The organism is Acetobacter farinalis, assembly GCF_011516935.1.
GTDB classification, from domain to species: Bacteria; Pseudomonadota; Alphaproteobacteria; order Acetobacterales; family Acetobacteraceae; genus Acetobacter; species Acetobacter farinalis.
Genome location: NZ_WOTF01000003.1, coordinates 143,854 through 161,764, shown reverse-complemented (window position 1 = coordinate 161,764; position 17,911 = coordinate 143,854). Strand labels below are relative to the sequence as shown.

The following is a 17,911-nucleotide window of genomic DNA, read 5'->3' as shown; positions in this document are numbered from 1 at the left end:
GTGCCTTTTTGCAGGGTGATCAGGCAAGAGCGTCCGCAGCTTGCTTCCCGTTGATCAGCAGCCCATCCCCGTTGGCGGAGATTTTAACCTCATCACCATCATGGATGGCGCCTTTCAGCAGCAGTTCCGCCAGCGGATTTTGCAGGCTGCGCTGAATGACCCGCTTGAGCGGGCGTGCACCATACACAGGGTCATACCCTTCATTAGCCAGCCATGCGTGGGCCAGATCATCCAGAATGAGGGTAATCTTGCGGTCATCCAGCAGGTTCTGCAGGCGGCCGATCTGGATATCCACAATCTTGGTCATATCCCCCTTCTGAAGGCGGGCGAACAGGATGATTTCATCCAGACGGTTCAGGAATTCCGGACGGAAGTGCTCACGCACCACTTTCATCACCTGTGCCTGCACCATCTCGGGCGACTCACCGTCCGGCAGATTCGCCAGAACCTCAGAGCCGAGGTTGCTGGTCAGCACAATAATGGTGTTGCGGAAGTCCACCGTGCGGCCCTGACCATCTGTCAGACGTCCATCATCCAGCACCTGAAGAAGAATGTTGAAGACATCCTCATGGGCTTTTTCAACTTCATCGAACAGGATCACCTGATAGGGGCGGCGTCGCACCGCTTCTGTCAGCACACCGCCTTCTTCATACCCGACATACCCCGGAGGTGCGCCAATCAGGCGGGCCACGGCATGTTTCTCCATGAACTCGCTCATGTCGATGCGCAGCAGGGCTTTTTCATCATCAAACAGGAAGCGGGCCAGAGCTTTGGTCAGCTCTGTTTTACCAACACCCGTCGGGCCGAGGAACAGGAAAGAACCAATCGGGCGATTGGGGTCCTGCAGCCCCGCGCGGGCACGCCGCACGGCGTTGGAGACGGCTTTCAGGGCGGGTTCCTGACCGACGACTGATTTCCGCAGGTCATCTTCCATCCGCAGCAGTTTGGCGCGTTCACCTTCCAGCATGCGGTCCACCGGCACTCCGGTCCAGCGGGAGACAACGGAGGCCACACCCTGGTCTGTCACCGCTTCGTTCACGAGGTCCGTTGTGCCCGCTTCAGACTGGGATTTCTGCGCCTGCTCGATCTGTTCCTGAAGATTCGGGATCACGCCATACATCAGTTCGGATGCCTTGCCGAGATCCCCCTTGCGCTGGGCGATTTCCACATCCGAACGGGCCTGATCAAGCTGTTCCTGAAGCTTCTGCATGGCGTTCACACGGTCTTTTTCCGCGTGCCATGCCGCACTCATGGCGCCAGATTTTTCTTCCAGATCAGCCAGCTCTGCTTCCACAGCTTCCAGACGATCCTTACTGGCACTGTCTTTTTCCTTGCGCAGGGCTTCACGCTCGATCTTGAGCTGAATAATGCGCCGGTCCAGTTCGTCCAGCTCTTCCGGTTTGCTGTCAATCTGCATGCGCAGGCGGCTTGCGGCCTCGTCAATCAGATCAATGGCCTTATCGGGCAGGAAGCGGTCTGTAATATAGCGGTTTGAAAGAGTTGCCGCAGCCACCAGCGCGCCATCCGTAATCCGGACGCCGTGATGCAGTTCGTACTTTTCCTTCAGCCCGCGCAGGATGGAAATAGTATCCGCAACGGAGGGTTCCCCCACAAAAACCGGCTGGAAACGCCGGGCAAGGGCGGCATCCTTTTCAATATATTTGCGGTATTCATCCAGCGTGGTGGCGCCAATGCAGTGCAGCGTGCCACGGGCGAGTTCCGGCTTGATGAGGTTGGAGGCATCCATCGCACCATCGGTGCGGCCTGCGCCCACCAGCGTGTGCATCTCATCAATGAACAGAATGACCTGACCTTCCGCGGCTTCGATTTCTTTCAGCACGGCTTTCAGGCGTTCTTCAAACTCACCACGATATTTGGCACCGGCCACCAGCGCACCCATATCGAGCGAGAGCAGCTTCTTGTTCTTTAGGGCTTCCGGCACATCACCATTCACAATGCGCTGGGCCAGCCCTTCCACAATGGCTGTCTTGCCCACGCCGGGTTCACCAATCAGAACCGGATTGTTTTTGCTGCGGCGGGCCAGAACCTGAATGGCGCGACGGATTTCTTCATCACGGCCAATCACCGGGTCCAGTTTGCCAGCCTGCGCAAGTTCCGTCACATCGCGGGCGTATTTCTTCAGGGCATCAAACCCGGCTTCAGCATTTTCACTGGTCACAGTGCGACCTTTGCGGATGGTGGCGACTGCTTTTTCCAGCGCGGCCGGTGTTGCGCCATTGTCTTTCAGGGCGCGACCGGCCGGTGTGTCTGATGCCGCAATGGCAACCAGAAGGCGGTCCTGCGCAACAAAGGAATCTCCAGCTTTCTGCGCCCCGGCTTCGGCAGCGTCCAGAAGGCGGACCAGATCAGGTGTGGCAGAAGGCTGGCCAGCACCACCGCCCTGCACTTTAGGCAGTTTGGCCAGAGCCTGTTCATTGGCGGCCTTGACGGCTTCGGGCTTGCCGCCAGCAGCACGGATGAGGGCTGACGCAGCGCCTTCATCATCATCCAGCATCGCCTTGAGCAGGTGCTCGGGCGTAAGTTGCTGGTTGAAGTCACGAATAGCGATGGTTTGCGCAGCCTGTAAAAAACCGCGAGAACGTTCAGTAAATTTTGCAATATCCATATCTATCCCTCTTGTCCCTTATTCTCAGGCGACTGAAGGTTTTCTCAGGCGACTGAAGGCCTTGTCATCATCCCGTTATGGCAATGGCGGCATGGCAATGGGAAATACTCATTTCTCTTCACCAGAGATTGGAGCACCTGTTACGACAATCAAGGGGGAAGGGGTGTGCTCCCGATAATTTTGCGGGGGTATTTTTGCAGGGGTGAAGGCAAAAGCGGGCAGCCAAAAAAAAACGCCTCCGGTTAGGGAGGCGTTTCTTCAGGTCAGGCCGGAAAAGCTCAGGCTGCGTTCAGCTGCGCTTCAGCGAATTCATAGTTCGCCAGCTTGTCCAGATAGTTGGTGATGTAGTCCGGGCGACGGTTGCGGAAGTCCAGATAATAGGCGTGTTCCCACACATCCAGACCCAGCAGGACCTTGCCCTGGCCTTCAGCCAACGGGTTGGAGCCGTTTGCGGTCTTGGTTACGGCCAGCTTGCCGTCCTGCCCCAGAACTAGCCAGGCCCAGCCAGAACCGAACTGGGAGATGGCGGCCTTTTTGAACAGGTCCTTGAAGGCATCAACGCTGCCGAAGTCACTGGTGATCTTGGCACTCAGCGTGTCGGGAATAGCGCCGCCAGCCGGGGAGAGGTTCTGCCAGAACAGGATATGGTTCCAATGCTGGCCTGCATTGTTGAAAACAGGAGCCAGCGTGCTGTCCCCTTTGACGGACAGAATGATTTCATCAAGGGATTTGCCCTGAAGAGCCGGATTGGCGTCAACAAGAGTGTTCAGTGCCGTCACATAGGCCTGATGGTGCTTGTCATGATGCAGTTCAAGCGTTTCCTGGCACATGCCGTTTGCGGCAAGGGCGTTGTAGGAATAAGGAAGGGCTGGCAGTTCAAAAGCCATGACATACTCCATAAAATAAAGCGGGGCGGACACGCACCATGATCCAGAGCTATGGGGCAGCCGCGCATGCGTCAAGAGACAGGCGCGTGACAAAGTTGCTTTCAGGCTGGCAGGTCACACACTCTTGTCCCTGACACCTGCTATGCAGGGCCAACGTTTCTGTTTGGAAAATGGTTCCGTGTACCCTCTTCAAATGGGCTTCTCGCCGTTCCGGGGGAGCCTTTTGAGAGCAGCGGCGTTGGCACCGGCAACCCGCGGAGGCAGCGTCCGCTTCTGAGGGGGCGGCTGCCTGATGTGGTGGTGTACTGAGAGAAGGAACGCGCATGGTGCAGAAAGAAAAACCGGAGATACGGCCCCTTGAAGAGCAGGTAAGGCGGGCCGACCCGGACCGTGCGCTCTGTGCGCGATTTCTGCCGGAGTCTGTGCGGCCGGATGTTGATGTGCTGCTGGCCTTCCATACGGAACTGACGCGTGCGCTTGCCCCGGCCCGGTCTGCCGCTGTTGCGGGGCCAGTGGCTGGTCTGATCAGGCTTCAGTGGTGGCGGGAGGTTCTGGAAGGCGTGCGGGCACCGGAGCATGAACTGGCAGCCCCTCTGCTGGATGCCATTGCGCGGGGCGTGTTCAACCGGAACACCCTGCTGCGTATTCTCGATGCGCGGGAGGGGGAACTACACCCCCTGCCTGAAATCGCGGTATGGCAGCAGATGATGCGTGATGGGGCCGGCGGCGTGCAACGTGCCATAGGCGAAGCGCTTGGGATGCAGGATGAGGCGCTTCTGGTCCGGCTGGAAGCGTGCGGGGCGGCTTATGGCGCGGGGTCCATGCTTCGGCACTGGCCTGTGGTGCAGCAGAGCGGGCGCTATCTCTTTCCGGGGGATGAGGCTGGCCTGCGGCAGGCAGGGCAGGACTTTCTGAAAGCATGTGATGCCGCGACACTCCCTGCACGCTGGCAGGTGGCCGCTCTGCCAGCCATTCTGGCAGAGCGGGATCTGGCCCGGAACACTGCTCAGGCCGGGGCCCCGCGTGGTCTGGGGGACCGGCTGGCTGTCATGTGGCGCGGCTGGCAGGCCGCGCACGCCTTTCAGCGTTCCGCCTGAGCGCGTCTGTCAGGTATTATCGTTGGCGACGATGTGTTCCATCACGCCAATCAGGGCTGAGTAATCTTCATGTGCTGCGGCCCGGCGGGTGATGGAAAGCTGCTGGGTGGTTGCGGCCATGGTGGGCATGGGCACAGCCAGCCGGGCTCCGGCATCCATGAGCAGGCGCATATCCTTCTGCATCAGGCTGGTGGGGAATTGCGGGGTGAAATCCCCTTCGCTGGCTGCGCGGATCTTGCGTTTGTGGTGAGGTGAAATCACCGCGACTTCTCCCAGCGCCCCAAACAGCATGGAGCGGTCCAGCCCGGCCGCCAGCCCATACGCAATCCCTTCCGCCACGGCGGCAAGGCCTGCGCCCATAATCCCGTTAATCACCAGCTTCAGGCGTGCGCCACTGCCGGAAGGGCCAGCGTGAATGGTGGTTTTGCCAATGCAGTCAAGCACGGGCTGAGCGCGGGCAATGTCTGCCTCATCCCCACCAGCCAGAATCACCAGCGCTCCGGCTTCGGCCTCGGGCGTGCTGCCGGACACAGGGCAGTCCAGAACGCACACACCCTTTTCCTGCCCGGCCTTCTGCAGCGTATCTGCCGCGGTGGGAGAGATGGAACTTGTGTTCAGCAGAAGCGCGTTGGCGGCCATGCCAGCCAGCGCTCCGTTTTCTCCGTACATGGCGGCAGCGAGTGCTTCATCATCCGGCACGCAGACCAGAACGATATCGGCTTTACGGGCCACTTCTGCCGGGGTGGGCAGGAACGGTGTGCTGCCATCTCCGCCTTTGCCTGATGGCGTGTAGGCAATCAACGCATATCCGGCCTTTTTAAGGTTATCCCCCATCCTGCTGGCCATTGCTCCGAAGCCAATAAATCCAATGGTCTGCTGCGGTGTCATCTGGAAACTCCCTGCGTGTTTGCTTTGTGGGGACTATGGCAGAAACGGCGCAAGTTCTCATGCGGTTTCCTGCATGACGCGTCCTCTCTTGGGGCAGGTAAAAGGCCTGGGGGAAGAGGGAGCGCTGTCCGAAGGTGTTTGTGAAAATAATCATGAAGAAAATTAAGAATTCATGGCATGGATTCACGGTTATTTCGTCATTATAATTAATAAATCATTAATGAATAAGTAAAAACCGCAAAAAAATGGGTAATTGATAAATAATATTTGATTGAATTGTTTATCTTAATTACACAAAATTCATAAAATATTACCAAAATACAGGGGGAATTCATTGTGATTCTTAAGAGAAATTTCTCTGGAGATACGGTTCTCGATGGAGATCAGACTTTCACGGATGCTTCAACTATTATTGAAGCCGGTGCCAGTCTGACTGTTAATGGTGAACTGACCTATAATAAGGGTGATGGGACCTTTGCTATCAAGCAGGGCAGCAGTCTTACAGCGCAAGGGCTGGATGTTAACGCCGGGACTGTGGACTGTGATGGCGGGTCTCTGAATATCAGCGGCAAAATCCAGTTCAATCTCAATGCCAAAATGAATATCAAAAACGGATCTGTCCTGACAGCGGGAACGCTGGCGGCTGACAATGGCGTTGTGAATATTTCCGGCAACAGTTACGTCAAGGTTGATAAAGCCAGTGCATATGGCTCAACAAGCGCGATCAATGTTGATGGCAGTACCTTTGATGTAGGCTATCTGAGAAGTCCTGCCACACTCAATATTTCGAACGGGTCTACCGTGAATATTGATCAGATGAATGGCGGGCAGCAGGACCACTTCAACTTCAGCGGTGGCCATAACATCATCAACATAAATTCTCTGGCTGATCAGTCTTCCATGCCGCGTTTTTCCGGCTTTTCCTCGACTGATAAAATTGTTTTCACCGATCTGATGTATCGTGATGATGCGACCATCACTTATTTTTCAAGTGGAATGGTAATTATCAAGGACGGAGATGTCAAAAAAATCCTTTACGGGTTCACGACCTCTGCCGATTTGCGCCTTGAGAGGGAGCCTGATGGCTCTCTGGCGATTGTCTGCTTCCTTGCCGGTTCCATGATCCGCACGCCCGAAGGCGAAACAGCAGTTGAAACCCTTCAGACGGGTGACAGCGTCATGGCGTGGGAAGATGGCCGTGAGGTTGTGCGTGAGGTCGTGTGGGCCGGGCGTGCACGCAGCATGGCGCGGGCGGGCCTGCCGGATGATGAAGCCGGATATCCGGTGCGGATTCTGAAAAATGCCTTGGCAGACGGCGTGCCTTACAAGGACATGCTGATTACTGCGGAGCATTGCCTGTATCTGGACGGGCGCTTTGTGCCGGCCCGTATGCTGGTGAATGGCGGCACGATTTTCTATGACCGTACCATTATCTCTTATGATTACTATCATATCCAGACCACCGGGCATTCCGTGATTATTGCTGATGGCGTCCTGACGGAAAGCTATCTGGATACAGGGAACCGGGGTGCGTTCCAGCAGCAGGGGAAAGTGGTCAGCCTTGGTGGCCGTACCGAAAGCTGGGCGGAAGATGCCGCAGCGCCGCTGTGTGTGGACCGCGCTTTTGTGGAACCCCTGTTCAACCGGTTTGCAGCCCGCCAGGCTTACATGCTTGGGGCGGATGGCGTGCAGGCTGTTGCCGCCTCTCTGACGCATGACCCGGACCTGCATCTGGTGATGCAGAATGGCCGGACAGTGCGCCCGGTACGGGTGCAGGACGGGGTGTTCTCCTTTATGCTGCCCGCAGGCCTCCAGTCTGTCCGGCTGATGTCCCGCGCCAGCCGCCCGGCGGATGTGGTTGGGCCGTTTGTGGATGATCGCCGCGCTCTTGGCGTGGCTGTTGGCCGCATTGCGGTGCTGTGTGCCTCCGGAGTTGTGGATGTGCGTGAGCATGTTACCTGCGCGGATCTTGCCGGCTGGCATGCGCTGGAAGGGGATGCGGTGCGCTGGACGGACGGGCAGGCTCAGGTGCCTCTGCCTCCTGCATCGCAGGCTTCGGATGGCGTGGTTATGCTGACGGTGGAAGTCCGGGCAGCCGGACCCTATCTGGCTGATGCCCGGGCGCAGGAAGTTCTGGCCCGGTTGGCCTGAACTCCAGCACTTCTGAAGAACCGGCTCCCTGAAAGGGGAGCCGGTTTTTTTATGTCATTTTTTTTCGTATACATGGGCAGCGCTTTCGTTTTCACTGGCCGGGCATATTTTCCTGCTCCTGAAAGGGAAGGGTCTTTCCCATGGCTGTGTATCGTTACCCTTGTCCCTTATCTTCAGAAATTACACCGCGCCATCTGTTCTTTTCACGTCGGGCGTTGCTTGGTGCGGCGGCGGGCGGTGTGCTGGCGGCCGGGCTGAACCCTGCCGGAGCGCTGGCGGATGGCGAGGCCGCAGCCGCGGCGCGTGGCTGGCCGGCGGCGGAAACCCCCACTCCGAAGAATGACGTCACTCATTATAATAATTTTTATGAATTCGGGATGGAGAAGAGTGATCCGGCCGAATTGTCCGGGTCTTTTCACTCCCGGCCATGGCAGGTGCAGGTGGATGGGCTGGTTGAACACCCGCAGACATGGGATCTGGATGCCCTGACAGCCCGCTTCGGGCATGAAGACCGGCTGTATCGCATGCGGTGCGTTGAGGCGTGGTCCATGGTGATCCCGTGGCAGGGGTTTGAGCTAGGGGCTCTGCTTCGTGCCGCCGGGGTGAAGGCCGATGCACGGTATGTGGCGTTCACCTCTGTTGTGCGACCCTCTGAAATGCCGGGCCAACGCAGCGGCCTGTTTTCGCTCCACTGGCCTTATGTGGAAGGGCTGCGGCTGGATGAAGCGCTGCACCCGCTGACACTACTGGCAACTGGCGTGTATGGAGACCCGCTACCCGCGCAGAACGGTGCACCAATCCGGCTGGTGGTGCCCTGGAAATATGGTTTCAAGGGTATTAAATCCATCACCCGTATTACAGTGACAGACAAACAGCCGCCTACCAGCTGGAACCAGATGGCCCCGGAAGAATACGGGTTTTATGCCAACGTGAACCCGGATGTCGATCATCCGCGCTGGAGCCAGTCGAGCGAGCAGATTATCGGGGAAGGCAGCCTGTTCAGAGCAGCCCGACGGCCAACCCGGATGTTCAATGGCTATGCCGAACAGGTGGCGTCCTTGTACAAAGGTATGGATTTGCGGAAGGAGTTTTAGGCGCATGACACTGTCACCTTCTGCTGCGTCTTCTGGTCGGTCTTCCGGCCAACGCCCTTCCGGGCGTCGTCGTGCGCGTTTTTCTCCTTTTGTCAGGCAGGTGTTTCTTTATCTGCTCGGTCTCATTCCGGCGGTCTCCGATATCGTGCGGGGCGAGATGAATGCGCTGGGGCCAAACCCGGTTTCTTTTTGCTTGCATGATTTCGGCCTCTGGGCATTCCGGTTTCTGCTGCTCTCGCTGGCAGTCAGCCCGCTCCGGCGCTTTGCGCGGCGTGATTTCATGGTCTATCGCCGCCCTCTGGGGTTGCTGGCCTTTACCTATGCGGCTTTGCATGTTGTGTTTTATGTTGGCGTGACAAGGCATTTTGATGGGCGTGTTCTGAGGGGGGACTTTACAACTCGTCCATTCCTGATCTTCGGGATGCTGACATTTCTCATTCTTCTGGTGCTGTCGCTGACCTCAACCCGCAAGGCGATCATGATGCTGGGGCGACGCTGGACACGGTTGCACAAGTTGGTTTATCCGGCCATGTGTCTGGCCTGCATTCACTTCGCCCTTGCGTTCAAAACCTGGCATGTGGAGCCGTTTCTTTACGCTGCGCTGGCTGCTGCTCTGCTTGCTTTGCGGCTGGTGCCCAGAGCGGAGGTGAGAACGTCCTGACTCTGTGGAAAATATCCTGAAAGATCAGGATTTTTCCTGTATGGGCGGCGTGTGAAGCCGCTCTGTTACCCTCGCCAGATTCCGGCTCTATTGCCGATCTGGTGAGGGTTTTCGAGACTTTCCTGAAAAAACATCTTTCAGGCTTGAGTTTTCAAAGCTCCTGTTGCGGCGCTCTCTTGTGTATCCACAAGAAGGGTTTCGTGCCCCAGCGCCTTCAGAAGCTGGGCGGCGCGTGCGTCCGGGCTCCTGATCTGCACGGTCTTGCCGCGTCCGCGCAGGCGGGAGACGGTTTTTTCCAGCGTATCCGCAGCGCTGATGTCCCACAGCCGGGCGTCTTTCAGATCCAGAATGATGTGGTGCGCAGGGTCCTGAAAATCGATCGCGTCAGACAGCAGGCTGGCTGAGGCAAAAAAGAGCTGCCCTTGAACGTGATAGGTGCGGGTGGCGGCATCAGGGCTGAGGGTGCTGCTGACTTTCAGAAGGGTCATGACCTGAAAAGAGAAGAACAGACCGCTGAGCAGCACGCCACAGGCAACACCGGCCGCCAGATCATGCGTGAGCACCACCACCAGAACGGTTGCCAGCATGACGGTGGAAGAGAGGCGTGGATGCCGCACCAGATCACGCAGGGAAGACCAGGAAAACGTACTGACAGACACCATGATCATGATGGCCACCAGCGCGGCCACCGGCACGCGGGCCACGAACCCATGCAGGGAAACCAGCAGCAAAAGCAGGAAGGCCCCTGCGGTGAAGGTGGAGAGGCGGCTCCCCCCGCCATAGCGGAGGTTGCCCACGGTCTGCCCGATCATCCCGCAGCCCGCCATGCCGCCAAACAGGCCGACAAGAATGTTCGAAAGGCCCAGCCCGGTGCATTCCATGCGTTTGTTGCTGTGGGTATCTGTCATTTCATCCACCACGGCGGCAGTCATGAGGGATTCCAGCAGGCCCACCATAGCCATGGCGAACGCATAGGGGAGCACGATCCTGAACGTCTCCACTGTCATGGGCAGGTGCGGCAGGGTGAAGGAGGGCAGGCCTGTGGGCAGCGCGCCAAGGTCGGACACCACATGCACGGGCATGGGGATGGCCATGGTCAGACCGGTAAGCACCAGAATGCAGACAAGGGGGGAGGGAATGGCGGTTGTCAGGCGCGGCAGCAGGTAGACCACAGCCAGCCCGAGGGCAATCAGCGCGTATGTGTGCCAGGTGACATGGAGCATCTGCGGGATCTGCGCGGAGAAGATCAGCAGACCGAGCGCGTTGACAAACCCTGTTTCCACTTCTCGTGAAACAAAGCGCATCATGCTCTGGAGCCTGAGCAGCCCGAACAGAATTTGAAAGGCACCCGCCAGCAGGGTGGCGAGCAGCAGATATTCAAACCCGTGCCCATGCACGAGGTCTGCCGCAACCAGCGCGACAGACCCGGCTGCCCCTGAAATCATGCCCGGCCTGCCCCCCGTGAGGGCAATGGCAATGCTGAGCACAAAGGAGGCAAACAGCCCCACCGCAGGGGCGACACCTGCTGCGTAGGAAAAAGCGATAACTTCCGGAATGAGCGCAAAGGTGCCGACCATGCCGGCCAGAACGTTTTTGACGGGACGATCCGTCCATTCCCTGAGATAGTGGCTGATTGTCACGAGACCCCTTTCTGCCCTGTTTGGTATGTTGCCTGACAGGAAGGACATAAGGGGGAGGCCCCCGGCACGGAAAGGTTTTTCTGGGGGCAGGGTATTTCGGCCGGGTCACACCAGCCCGCAAGCGGCCGGGAATGCGCCGGGGAAAGGGATGGGCCGCATGGGCGGACCGGGGCGTGGGGAGGTTGGAGGCATGCATACGAGCAGAGCGGGGAGATTGTGCTGCCTCCGGCGGCCCGGTATGCGTGTTGTATGGTTGTGACTGCTTCTTCCCCTTCCGCCCCTCTGATCTGGATTCTGGCTGGTGAAGCCAGTGGTGATGTGCTGGGCGCACGTCTGATGCAGGCCTTGCTGGCCCGGAACCCGGCCATCCGTTTTGCCGGTGTGGGGGGCGTGCGCATGCAGGAGCAGGGGCTGCACAGCCTGTTCCCCATGCGGGATCTGGCGGTGATGGGGCTGGTGGAAATTCTGCCGCGCCTGCGTGCGCTCTCCGCCCGGCTGAATGAAGCCGTGCAGGATATTGAGGCCCGCAGGCCGGACCTTGTGGTGACAATTGACAGCCCCGGCTTTGCCCTGCGCCTGCTGCGGCGCATTGCGGGGCTGGGTATCCCGCGTGTGCATTACGTGGCCCCGCAGGTGTGGGCATGGCGGCAGAAGCGGGTGAAGGAATTCCCCGGCCTGTGGGAGGAACTGCTGTGCCTGCTTCCGTTTGAGGAAGAATTTTTCAGTCGGCACGGGTTGCTGACAAAATTTGTCGGGCATCCGGTTTTGCAGTCCGGTGCGCAGGATGGGAACGCCGCGCGGTTTTACCAGACCCACGGCCTGAAAGAGGGCGCGCGGGTGCTGATTCTGATGCCTGGCAGCCGTCGTTCGGAAGCGCCACGCCTGTTGCCGGTTTTTGGAAAAATGCTGGCCCTGTTGCAGCGGGATATGCCGGATGTGGTGCCGGTTATTCCGGTATCCCCCGTTGTGGCGGCTACCGTTGCGCGTGAGACAGCTCGCTGGCCCGTTCGCCCCGTGATTGTGACAGAGATACAGGATAAGCATGATGCGTTTGCGGCGGCCGGAGCGGCCCTGACAAAATCCGGCACCTCCACGCTGGAACTGGCGTTGGCCGGTGTACCAATGGCCGTTACGTACCGGGTGAATCCGCTTACGGCGTTTATGGCGCGCCGGCTGATCCGGGTGCCCCATGTCGCCATGGTTAATCTGCTGGCCGGGCGCGCCATTGTACCGGAACTGTTGCAGGAGCAGTGCCAGCCTGCCGTGCTGGCCGGGGCTGTGCGCGACCTGTTTGAAAATCCCGAGATGGCCGCAGGGCAGAAGGCAGCGTTCAGAACCGTGCTGGAAGGCTTGCGGGGGCCGGGCGGAATGCTGCCCGCCGATGCAGCGGCCGAGGCTGTGCTGCATCTTCTGGCGAATACGGCTCCCGCTGCACAGGTGCCGCAGAGCGCGCCCGCCGGAGCAGAAAAGGCCGGGTGAGAGGCCCGTTGCCCGGGGTTTGTCTCAAAAGCCCCGAGCGGTCCGTCTGACGGGTGGTTAAATAATATCCTGAATTAGAAATGATTTTTCAGGATTGCGGTTCTCAGTGATTTTTGCCGTAGAGGGCATTGGGGTCGATTTCCGGTTTGGTCAGTTCTACCAGCCCCTCCGGACCGAAGGCGCTGTAGAAGCAGCTTCTCCGGCCTGTGTGGCAGGCCACGCCAATCTGGTTGACCAGCAGGAGCACGGCATCGGCATCACAATCCAGCCGGACTTCTGTCAGATACTGGATCTGCCCCGAAGTTTCGCCCTTGCGCCATAGCTTCTGGCGGCTGCGGGAGAAATAGCAGACGCGGCCTGTCTCAAGCGTTTCCTGCAAGGCTTCACGCGTCATCCACGCAATCATGAGCACTTCCCCCGTGTCATGCTGCTGTGCGATGGCGGCAATCAGGCCGGAGGCGTCAAATTTCACAGCATCCAGCATGCTGCGCAGGGCGGAGGGGTTTGGGGGCTGATAGGTCATGAGGATGCCGAGGAGTCCGGGTTGGAGGTGGAAGAGGGAGTCGGTGCCGGGGCCAGTGCCTGAAGCAGCCAGGCCGGGGGGCGCGGCACGAGGTGATGGCCACCACAGACCAGCGTTTGTGTCACGGCGCCGGTTTTCAGCAGGGCAAGCCCGACATGATCCTGTGAGGAGCACAGTGTGCCAACCTCCTGCCCCTTAGCCAGAATGGGTGTGCCGGGGGCGGGCAGAGGGCCAGTGCCGGCAACCGGCACCATCCGGCGTTTGACAAGCGTGCGGTAGTGCATACGCGCCGTGATTTCCTGCCCCATATAGCAGCCTTTGCTCCATGAGATGCCGCCCAGCAGGTCTATGTTCGCTTCAGCCGCCAGAGTGCGGCCCACTTCGCAATCCTGCACGCCGTCCGGCAGGCCCAGAACCAGCCTGTGGAGGTTATAGTCCAGAGCCGTGGCCGTCAGTTCCGTGCTCTCCGGCGCGTCCAGCAGCCGCCTTCCGGCAGCGGGCAGGCGGGGGTCTGCAAAGCTGATGCTGTTTTCCAGAAGGGCGGCATCCGGCGCGTTCCCCCATGCGGCCAGAACCCGCATGCCGGTGGCTTCCATCTGCACATCGGCCCTCAGGCGGAAGCGGAGAAGCTGGGTGCGCAGGGCTTCTGCCTGTTCGCTGGCGCAGTCCAGCAGCAGGCAGGTGTCATCCGGGTCTGCCACCAGAAAGAAATCCGCCTGCCAGCGCCCCTGCGGCGTGAGGCAGGCGGACCATGTGGCCTCTCCGGGGGCAAGGGCTGCAACATCCGCCGTGACAAGCCCTTGCAGAAACCGGACGCGGTCTGCTCCGGAGAGCTTGAGGACTGTCCGGTTTTCAAGCAGGGCACAATGGGAAGGCGTGGTCATGGCGGGGGCTCCCGGTGAATGCGCAAAAACTCAAGAGGACTGGCTGAGCGTTTCAAAAACATCGCCCGCTGGAGCCAGCCCGCGGATATGGGTCCGGTGCCACAGGGCATAGAACAGTAATGTCCATGCGGCGGGGCCGGTTTTACGGCCCGCGGCGGCCTGGAAGAGTGCGCGTACCTGATCGGGTCTGGCAATCTCCTGAATGCAGCCCTGCTGTGCCACCAGCGCACCCAGGCGTGACCCTTCCTCTGCAATCCATGTCCCGATGGGTACGGTAAAGCCCTGCTTGGGGGCAAAGGGGCGGGCGGCGGGGCAGTGTTGTTCCAGCCAGCGGCGCAACAGCCATTTTCCCTTATCTCCACGCACGCGCAGGGTATCGGGCAGCCGCCAGGCCAGATCCGCCATCACCGGGTCCAGCAGGGGCGTGCGGCCTTCAAGCCCGTGGGCCATCAGGCAGCGGTCCAGCTTGAGCAGCAGATCATTGGGCAGCCATTCCGCCAGATCAACAGATTGTGCGGCGGAAAGGCGGGTGGGGGCGCTGGCTGCGGCCATCTCGGCGGCCATGATACCATCGCGCCAGTGGGCATGGCCACGGAGGGCTTCACCGCTGCCGGAACTGCGGAGCACATTCAGCCCGTCAAACATGCCGCGCCGCCACATGCGGCGGCCCCCTTGCCACCAGGGGCGCACGGCGGAGCGGTAGCGGCCATACCCGGCAAACAGTTCATCTCCGCCCTCCCCGGAGAGGATCACGCGGACATCCTTCGAGGCCTCCCGCGCCAGAAACCATGTGGGGATAATGGCGTAATCTGCCGCGGGGTCATCCATGCAGGCCACGATAGCGGGCAGATCCTGCCAGACCATGCTGGCGGTAATGCGGAGTGTGCGGTGTTCTGCCTGTGCGCCGCGCGCGAGAGCCTCTGCGGCTTCAGCTTCATCCGCTGCGTTGCGGGCGTCAAAAACGGCAGTCCACGTTTTCAGTTTTTCCGGGCGAGGCAGGCGTGCCATGGCTGTCAGCAGGCTGGCGCTGTCAATGCCGCCGGACAGGAACAGCCCGAAGGGAACATCCGAGCGTTCATGCGCCTGCACGCTGTTCATCAGCGCATCGTCCAGACGGGCCAGAGCGGCTTCTTCCGTCAGGGGGGGCTGAGTGTCCGGCAGGGCGGGGAGGGGGGACAGATGCTGCCGGTCCAGAATCCGGCCCTGCACCACGCGCAATGTCTCTCCGGGGAGAACGCGTGAAATCCCCTTGAAAATGGTCTCGCGCCCGGTGGTGAACTGGAGCTGGAGCAGTTCATCCCGCACCGTGGTGGAGAGTGTGCGGGGGGCAAGACCGGCGTCCAGAAGAGCGCCGGGTTCGGAGGCGAAGGCCAGCCCGCCCTCAAACTCTGTGATGTAGAGAGGCTTTATTCCGAACGGATCACGCGAGAGGAGCAGTTCTTCCTGTGCCGTATCATATAGGGCAATGGCGTACATGCCCCGGAGGTGGCGCGGGAAGTTCGCGCCGTTTCTCTCCCATAACAGCAGGGGGGATTCACAATCACTGCCGGTTTTGAAGTGGCAGGCGCCAATCTGTGCGCGGATCTGCGGGTCGTTATAGATTTCGCCATTGGCGATCAATGTGCCCGTTCCTGCGGAAAGCGGCTGGTCCCCTCCCGCAAGATCAATAATGGACAGGCGGGTATGAACCAGATCAGCCTGCGGCAGGCGGGCAAAATGCGCGCCATCCGGGCCGCGGTGCAGGAGTGCCGTGGCCATCCGTTCCAGCACATCCGGTGCGCAGGAGGGAGTGCCGCGCGCATAGACCAGTCCGCCAATGCCACACATCAGCCTGCCTCCACAGTGGAGAGGAATTTAGACCATGCGGTGAGCACGGGAGTGCTGGCAAAGGTTTTTTCAAAATCGGCACGACCTGCGGCGGCCAGCGTGCGGGCCAGTGCGGGGTCCTCCAGCACGGCGGCAAGCTGGTGGGCAAGGGCGCGGTCATCCTCCAGCGGGGCGAGAAGGCCGTTTTCCCCGGAGCGGATCAGCTCCGTTGGCCCCTGAGAGGCCGCCGCGACAACAGGCGTTGCCGCCGAAAATCCTTCAATCACCACATTGCCCAGCGGTTCATGCCGGGAGGGGCAGACAAGGGCCGTGCAGGCGCGGATCAGGCCGCCGGGCTGCGTGGCCCATCCGGGCATCAGGACGCGGTCTGCAACGCCTTCCTTCCGGGCAAGGTCTTCCAGCGCTGCGCGCTCCGGGCCTTCTCCGGCGATGACCAGCCACACGCCGGGCAGATGCGCCATGGCGCGGATGAGTACGTCAAACGCCTTGTTGGTGTGCAGGCGGCCCAGCGCCAGAAGGAACGGCACATCGGGCGGCAGGCCCGCGGGGCGGACGGGCGGGGTGTGGGCCAGTTCCGTGGCAAAATTCGGCAGGTAATGGGTGCGCTCATGCGGCCAGCCCTGCTCGCGCATCCAGCGCACCAGCCCATGTGTATTGCCGATGAGATGCGTGCAGCGCCGGTAATAGGACAGGTCATAAAACCCGCCGAGCCGCCCTGCCAGAATCCAGTCTCCCTGTGGTGTGAAACGGGCGGCGCGGTTCATCCACGCCACTGTCACGCGCGGAGCGAACTGTTTGAGATGCGCACGGAGTTGCGGGCGCGTGCGCCAGTCTGTCAGACCACCAAACTTGAGTTCACGCGGCCTCGTGCCGCCTGTCACAAGGCGCTCTGCCCGTGCGGCGTCCTTCCTGATCAAAGGCAGGACGGAAAGACCGGAGGAGGCCTGTGCGATGCACAGGCGCTCGAAGAACAGTTCGGCTCCTCCCGTGGCGGCTCCCGCCATGACATGCGCGACCCGTATCGGGGAGGGGGATGGGGCAGTTGTCATGGTCTGGTCTCCGCCAGGAGGGTGAGGGCGGCCTGGGCAACAACGGGGACTGAAAGCCCGGCAATGGGTGCTTCCCCCTCCGGCCCGGGGGCCGAGACCCAGGCGGTGTATGGCCCTGAGGGCGCATATTCTGAAACACGGGAGGGGCCGAACAGGCCCAGTGTGGGGGTGCCCGCCGCGGCGGCCAGATGCATCAGCCCGGAATCATTCCCGATATACAGGCGGCATCGCGCCAGCATGGCGGCTACTTCTGTCAGGGAGAAGTGGCCTCCGGCGTCAATGGCGTCCGGCAGCGCGTTCAGCACGGGCAGGGCAAGGGCGCGCTCCTGCTCTCCCGGCCCGTAGAAAATTGCGGGGCGGGCGTCCGGGTTCTGGCGGGCCAGCTCTGCCCAGAGGGGAAGGTAGCGGTCTGTTGGCCAGATTTTTCCGGTCCAGTTGGCGGTGGGGCCGAGTGCGATAATCGGGCCGGAGCCTGCAGGGAGCATGCGGCTGGCCGTGGCGCGGTCGGCTTCTGAAAGCCAGACGGTGGGGCTGGGCGGCGGCGAGAGCCTGAGAAGCTGCCCCAGATGGTTCAGCCGCAGGCCGGGCCGCCTTCCTCCGCGCATAATCAGGCGTTTGCGTGAGCGCAGGAAGACTGTGGTGGCTGAGCCTCGGAGGTCCACCGTCATATCCCATTTCTGGCCAACGCAGGATTTCCATAAATCCAGCCAGTGGCGGTCATGCGTGCGCTTGGTCATGACAAGCACGCGCTCGAGTCCGGGCAGGTTCTGGAAAAGTCCGGCGGCAACCGGCCCGCAGGCAATGGTGAAGCGCGCATCAGGATAACGGTGAAGGAGGGCGGCCAGAAGACCGGTCGAGAGCACGGCATCGCCAAGGCGTGTGGCCGTGATGAAGAGAATGCGCATTGGAGAAATTCTATACTGCTCTCTTCCCGCTTTTCCAAGTGTGGGCATGGAGATGGCTGCGCCGTGCCGTATTCTGGCCCACAAGAGAACGTAAAGGGGAGGGGATGGACATTTGAACAGCCTGTGTCATGAACCGCAGGCAGTGCGATATCCGCCCGAAGGTTCGGGCCGGGAACATCGTTCGAAACAGGGAAAAGTGG

The 17,911-nt window shown here is 60.3% G+C and carries 14 protein-coding genes; 5 read left to right on the top strand and 9 right to left on the bottom strand.

Annotated features, from left to right (window positions below; all coding sequences use genetic code 11):
* Nucleotides 1-19: 19 nt before the first annotated feature.
* Together clpB and GOB82_RS05625 are read right to left on the bottom strand one after the other, a co-directional pair.
* Nucleotides 20-2,626 (bottom strand): ATP-dependent chaperone ClpB, encoded by a 2,607-nt coding sequence (clpB, locus tag GOB82_RS05630; protein ID WP_166120795.1) that lies wholly within the window; start codon nucleotides 2,624-2,626, stop codon nucleotides 20-22.
* 278 nt (nucleotides 2,627-2,904) lie between these two features.
* Complete coding sequence (locus GOB82_RS05625) at nucleotides 2,905-3,513, bottom strand: superoxide dismutase (protein WP_166120792.1); 609 nt, start codon at nucleotides 3,511-3,513, stop codon at nucleotides 2,905-2,907.
* 323 nt (nucleotides 3,514-3,836) lie between these two features.
* Here GOB82_RS05625 and GOB82_RS05620 point away from each other — a divergent pair, with 323 nt between their 5' ends.
* On the top strand, nucleotides 3,837-4,610 hold the full coding sequence (locus GOB82_RS05620) for a squalene/phytoene synthase family protein (RefSeq protein WP_166120789.1): 774 nt from the start codon (nucleotides 3,837-3,839) through the stop codon (nucleotides 4,608-4,610).
* A gap of 9 nt (nucleotides 4,611-4,619) precedes the next feature.
* Here GOB82_RS05620 and GOB82_RS05615 read toward each other — a convergent pair whose 3' ends face one another.
* The gene (locus GOB82_RS05615) at nucleotides 4,620-5,498 is read right to left on the bottom strand and encodes an NAD(P)-dependent oxidoreductase (RefSeq protein WP_166120786.1); all 879 of its coding nucleotides are present in this window, start codon (nucleotides 5,496-5,498) and stop codon (nucleotides 4,620-4,622) included.
* A 336-nt stretch (nucleotides 5,499-5,834) separates the two neighbouring features.
* Here GOB82_RS05615 and GOB82_RS13590 point away from each other — a divergent pair, with 336 nt between their 5' ends.
* The 3 genes from GOB82_RS13590 to GOB82_RS05600 all read left to right on the top strand — a co-directional run bounded on the left by GOB82_RS13590 (nucleotide 5,835) and on the right by GOB82_RS05600 (nucleotide 9,404).
* A complete protein-coding gene (locus tag GOB82_RS13590; RefSeq protein WP_166120784.1) occupies nucleotides 5,835-7,649 on the top strand; it encodes a Hint domain-containing protein in 1,815 nt (604 codons plus the stop codon).
* Between the two features lie 140 nt (nucleotides 7,650-7,789).
* Nucleotides 7,790-8,743: a protein-methionine-sulfoxide reductase catalytic subunit MsrP gene (msrP, locus tag GOB82_RS05605; RefSeq protein WP_166120781.1), complete on the top strand. Its 954-nt coding sequence runs from the start codon at nucleotides 7,790-7,792 to the stop codon at nucleotides 8,741-8,743.
* A 4-nt stretch (nucleotides 8,744-8,747) separates the two neighbouring features.
* Nucleotides 8,748-9,404, top strand: coding sequence for a protein-methionine-sulfoxide reductase heme-binding subunit MsrQ (locus GOB82_RS05600; RefSeq protein WP_166120778.1), 657 nt, complete (start codon nucleotides 8,748-8,750; stop codon nucleotides 9,402-9,404).
* 137 nt (nucleotides 9,405-9,541) lie between these two features.
* Here the strand turns inward: GOB82_RS05600 and GOB82_RS05595 are convergent, their stop codons facing one another.
* A complete protein-coding gene (locus GOB82_RS05595; RefSeq protein WP_166120776.1) occupies nucleotides 9,542-11,044 on the bottom strand; it encodes a SulP family inorganic anion transporter in 1,503 nt (500 codons plus the stop codon).
* A 249-nt stretch (nucleotides 11,045-11,293) separates the two neighbouring features.
* Between GOB82_RS05595 and lpxB the strand changes: the two genes are divergently transcribed.
* Nucleotides 11,294-12,523: a lipid-A-disaccharide synthase gene (gene lpxB, locus GOB82_RS05590; protein ID WP_166120774.1), complete on the top strand. Its 1,230-nt coding sequence runs from the start codon at nucleotides 11,294-11,296 to the stop codon at nucleotides 12,521-12,523.
* Between the two features lie 103 nt (nucleotides 12,524-12,626).
* On the opposite strand, the gene hisI is transcribed toward lpxB, so the two are convergent.
* Genes hisI through GOB82_RS05565 form a run of 5 tightly spaced genes read right to left on the bottom strand, consistent with a single transcriptional unit; the run spans nucleotide 12,627 to nucleotide 17,711 of the window.
* On the bottom strand, nucleotides 12,627-13,046 hold the full coding sequence (gene hisI / locus GOB82_RS05585) for a phosphoribosyl-AMP cyclohydrolase (protein ID WP_166120771.1): 420 nt from the start codon (nucleotides 13,044-13,046) through the stop codon (nucleotides 12,627-12,629).
* Nucleotides 13,043-13,930 (bottom strand): CAF17-like 4Fe-4S cluster assembly/insertion protein YgfZ, encoded by an 888-nt coding sequence (gene ygfZ / locus GOB82_RS05580; protein ID WP_166120768.1) that lies wholly within the window; start codon nucleotides 13,928-13,930, stop codon nucleotides 13,043-13,045. Before ygfZ ends, hisI begins: the two co-directional genes overlap by 4 nt.
* Nucleotides 13,931-13,960: 30 nt before the next feature.
* Nucleotides 13,961-15,757 (bottom strand): asparagine synthase (glutamine-hydrolyzing), encoded by a 1,797-nt coding sequence (asnB, locus tag GOB82_RS05575; protein ID WP_166120767.1) that lies wholly within the window; start codon nucleotides 15,755-15,757, stop codon nucleotides 13,961-13,963.
* A complete protein-coding gene (locus GOB82_RS05570; RefSeq protein WP_166120765.1) occupies nucleotides 15,757-16,806 on the bottom strand; it encodes a glycosyltransferase in 1,050 nt (349 codons plus the stop codon). The genes asnB and GOB82_RS05570 overlap by 1 nt, the downstream gene beginning before the upstream one ends.
* Nucleotides 16,803-17,711, bottom strand: coding sequence for a glycosyltransferase family 9 protein (locus tag GOB82_RS05565; RefSeq protein WP_166121103.1), 909 nt, complete (start codon nucleotides 17,709-17,711; stop codon nucleotides 16,803-16,805). The genes GOB82_RS05570 and GOB82_RS05565 overlap by 4 nt, the downstream gene beginning before the upstream one ends.
* Nucleotides 17,712-17,911: the final 200 nt, after the last annotated feature.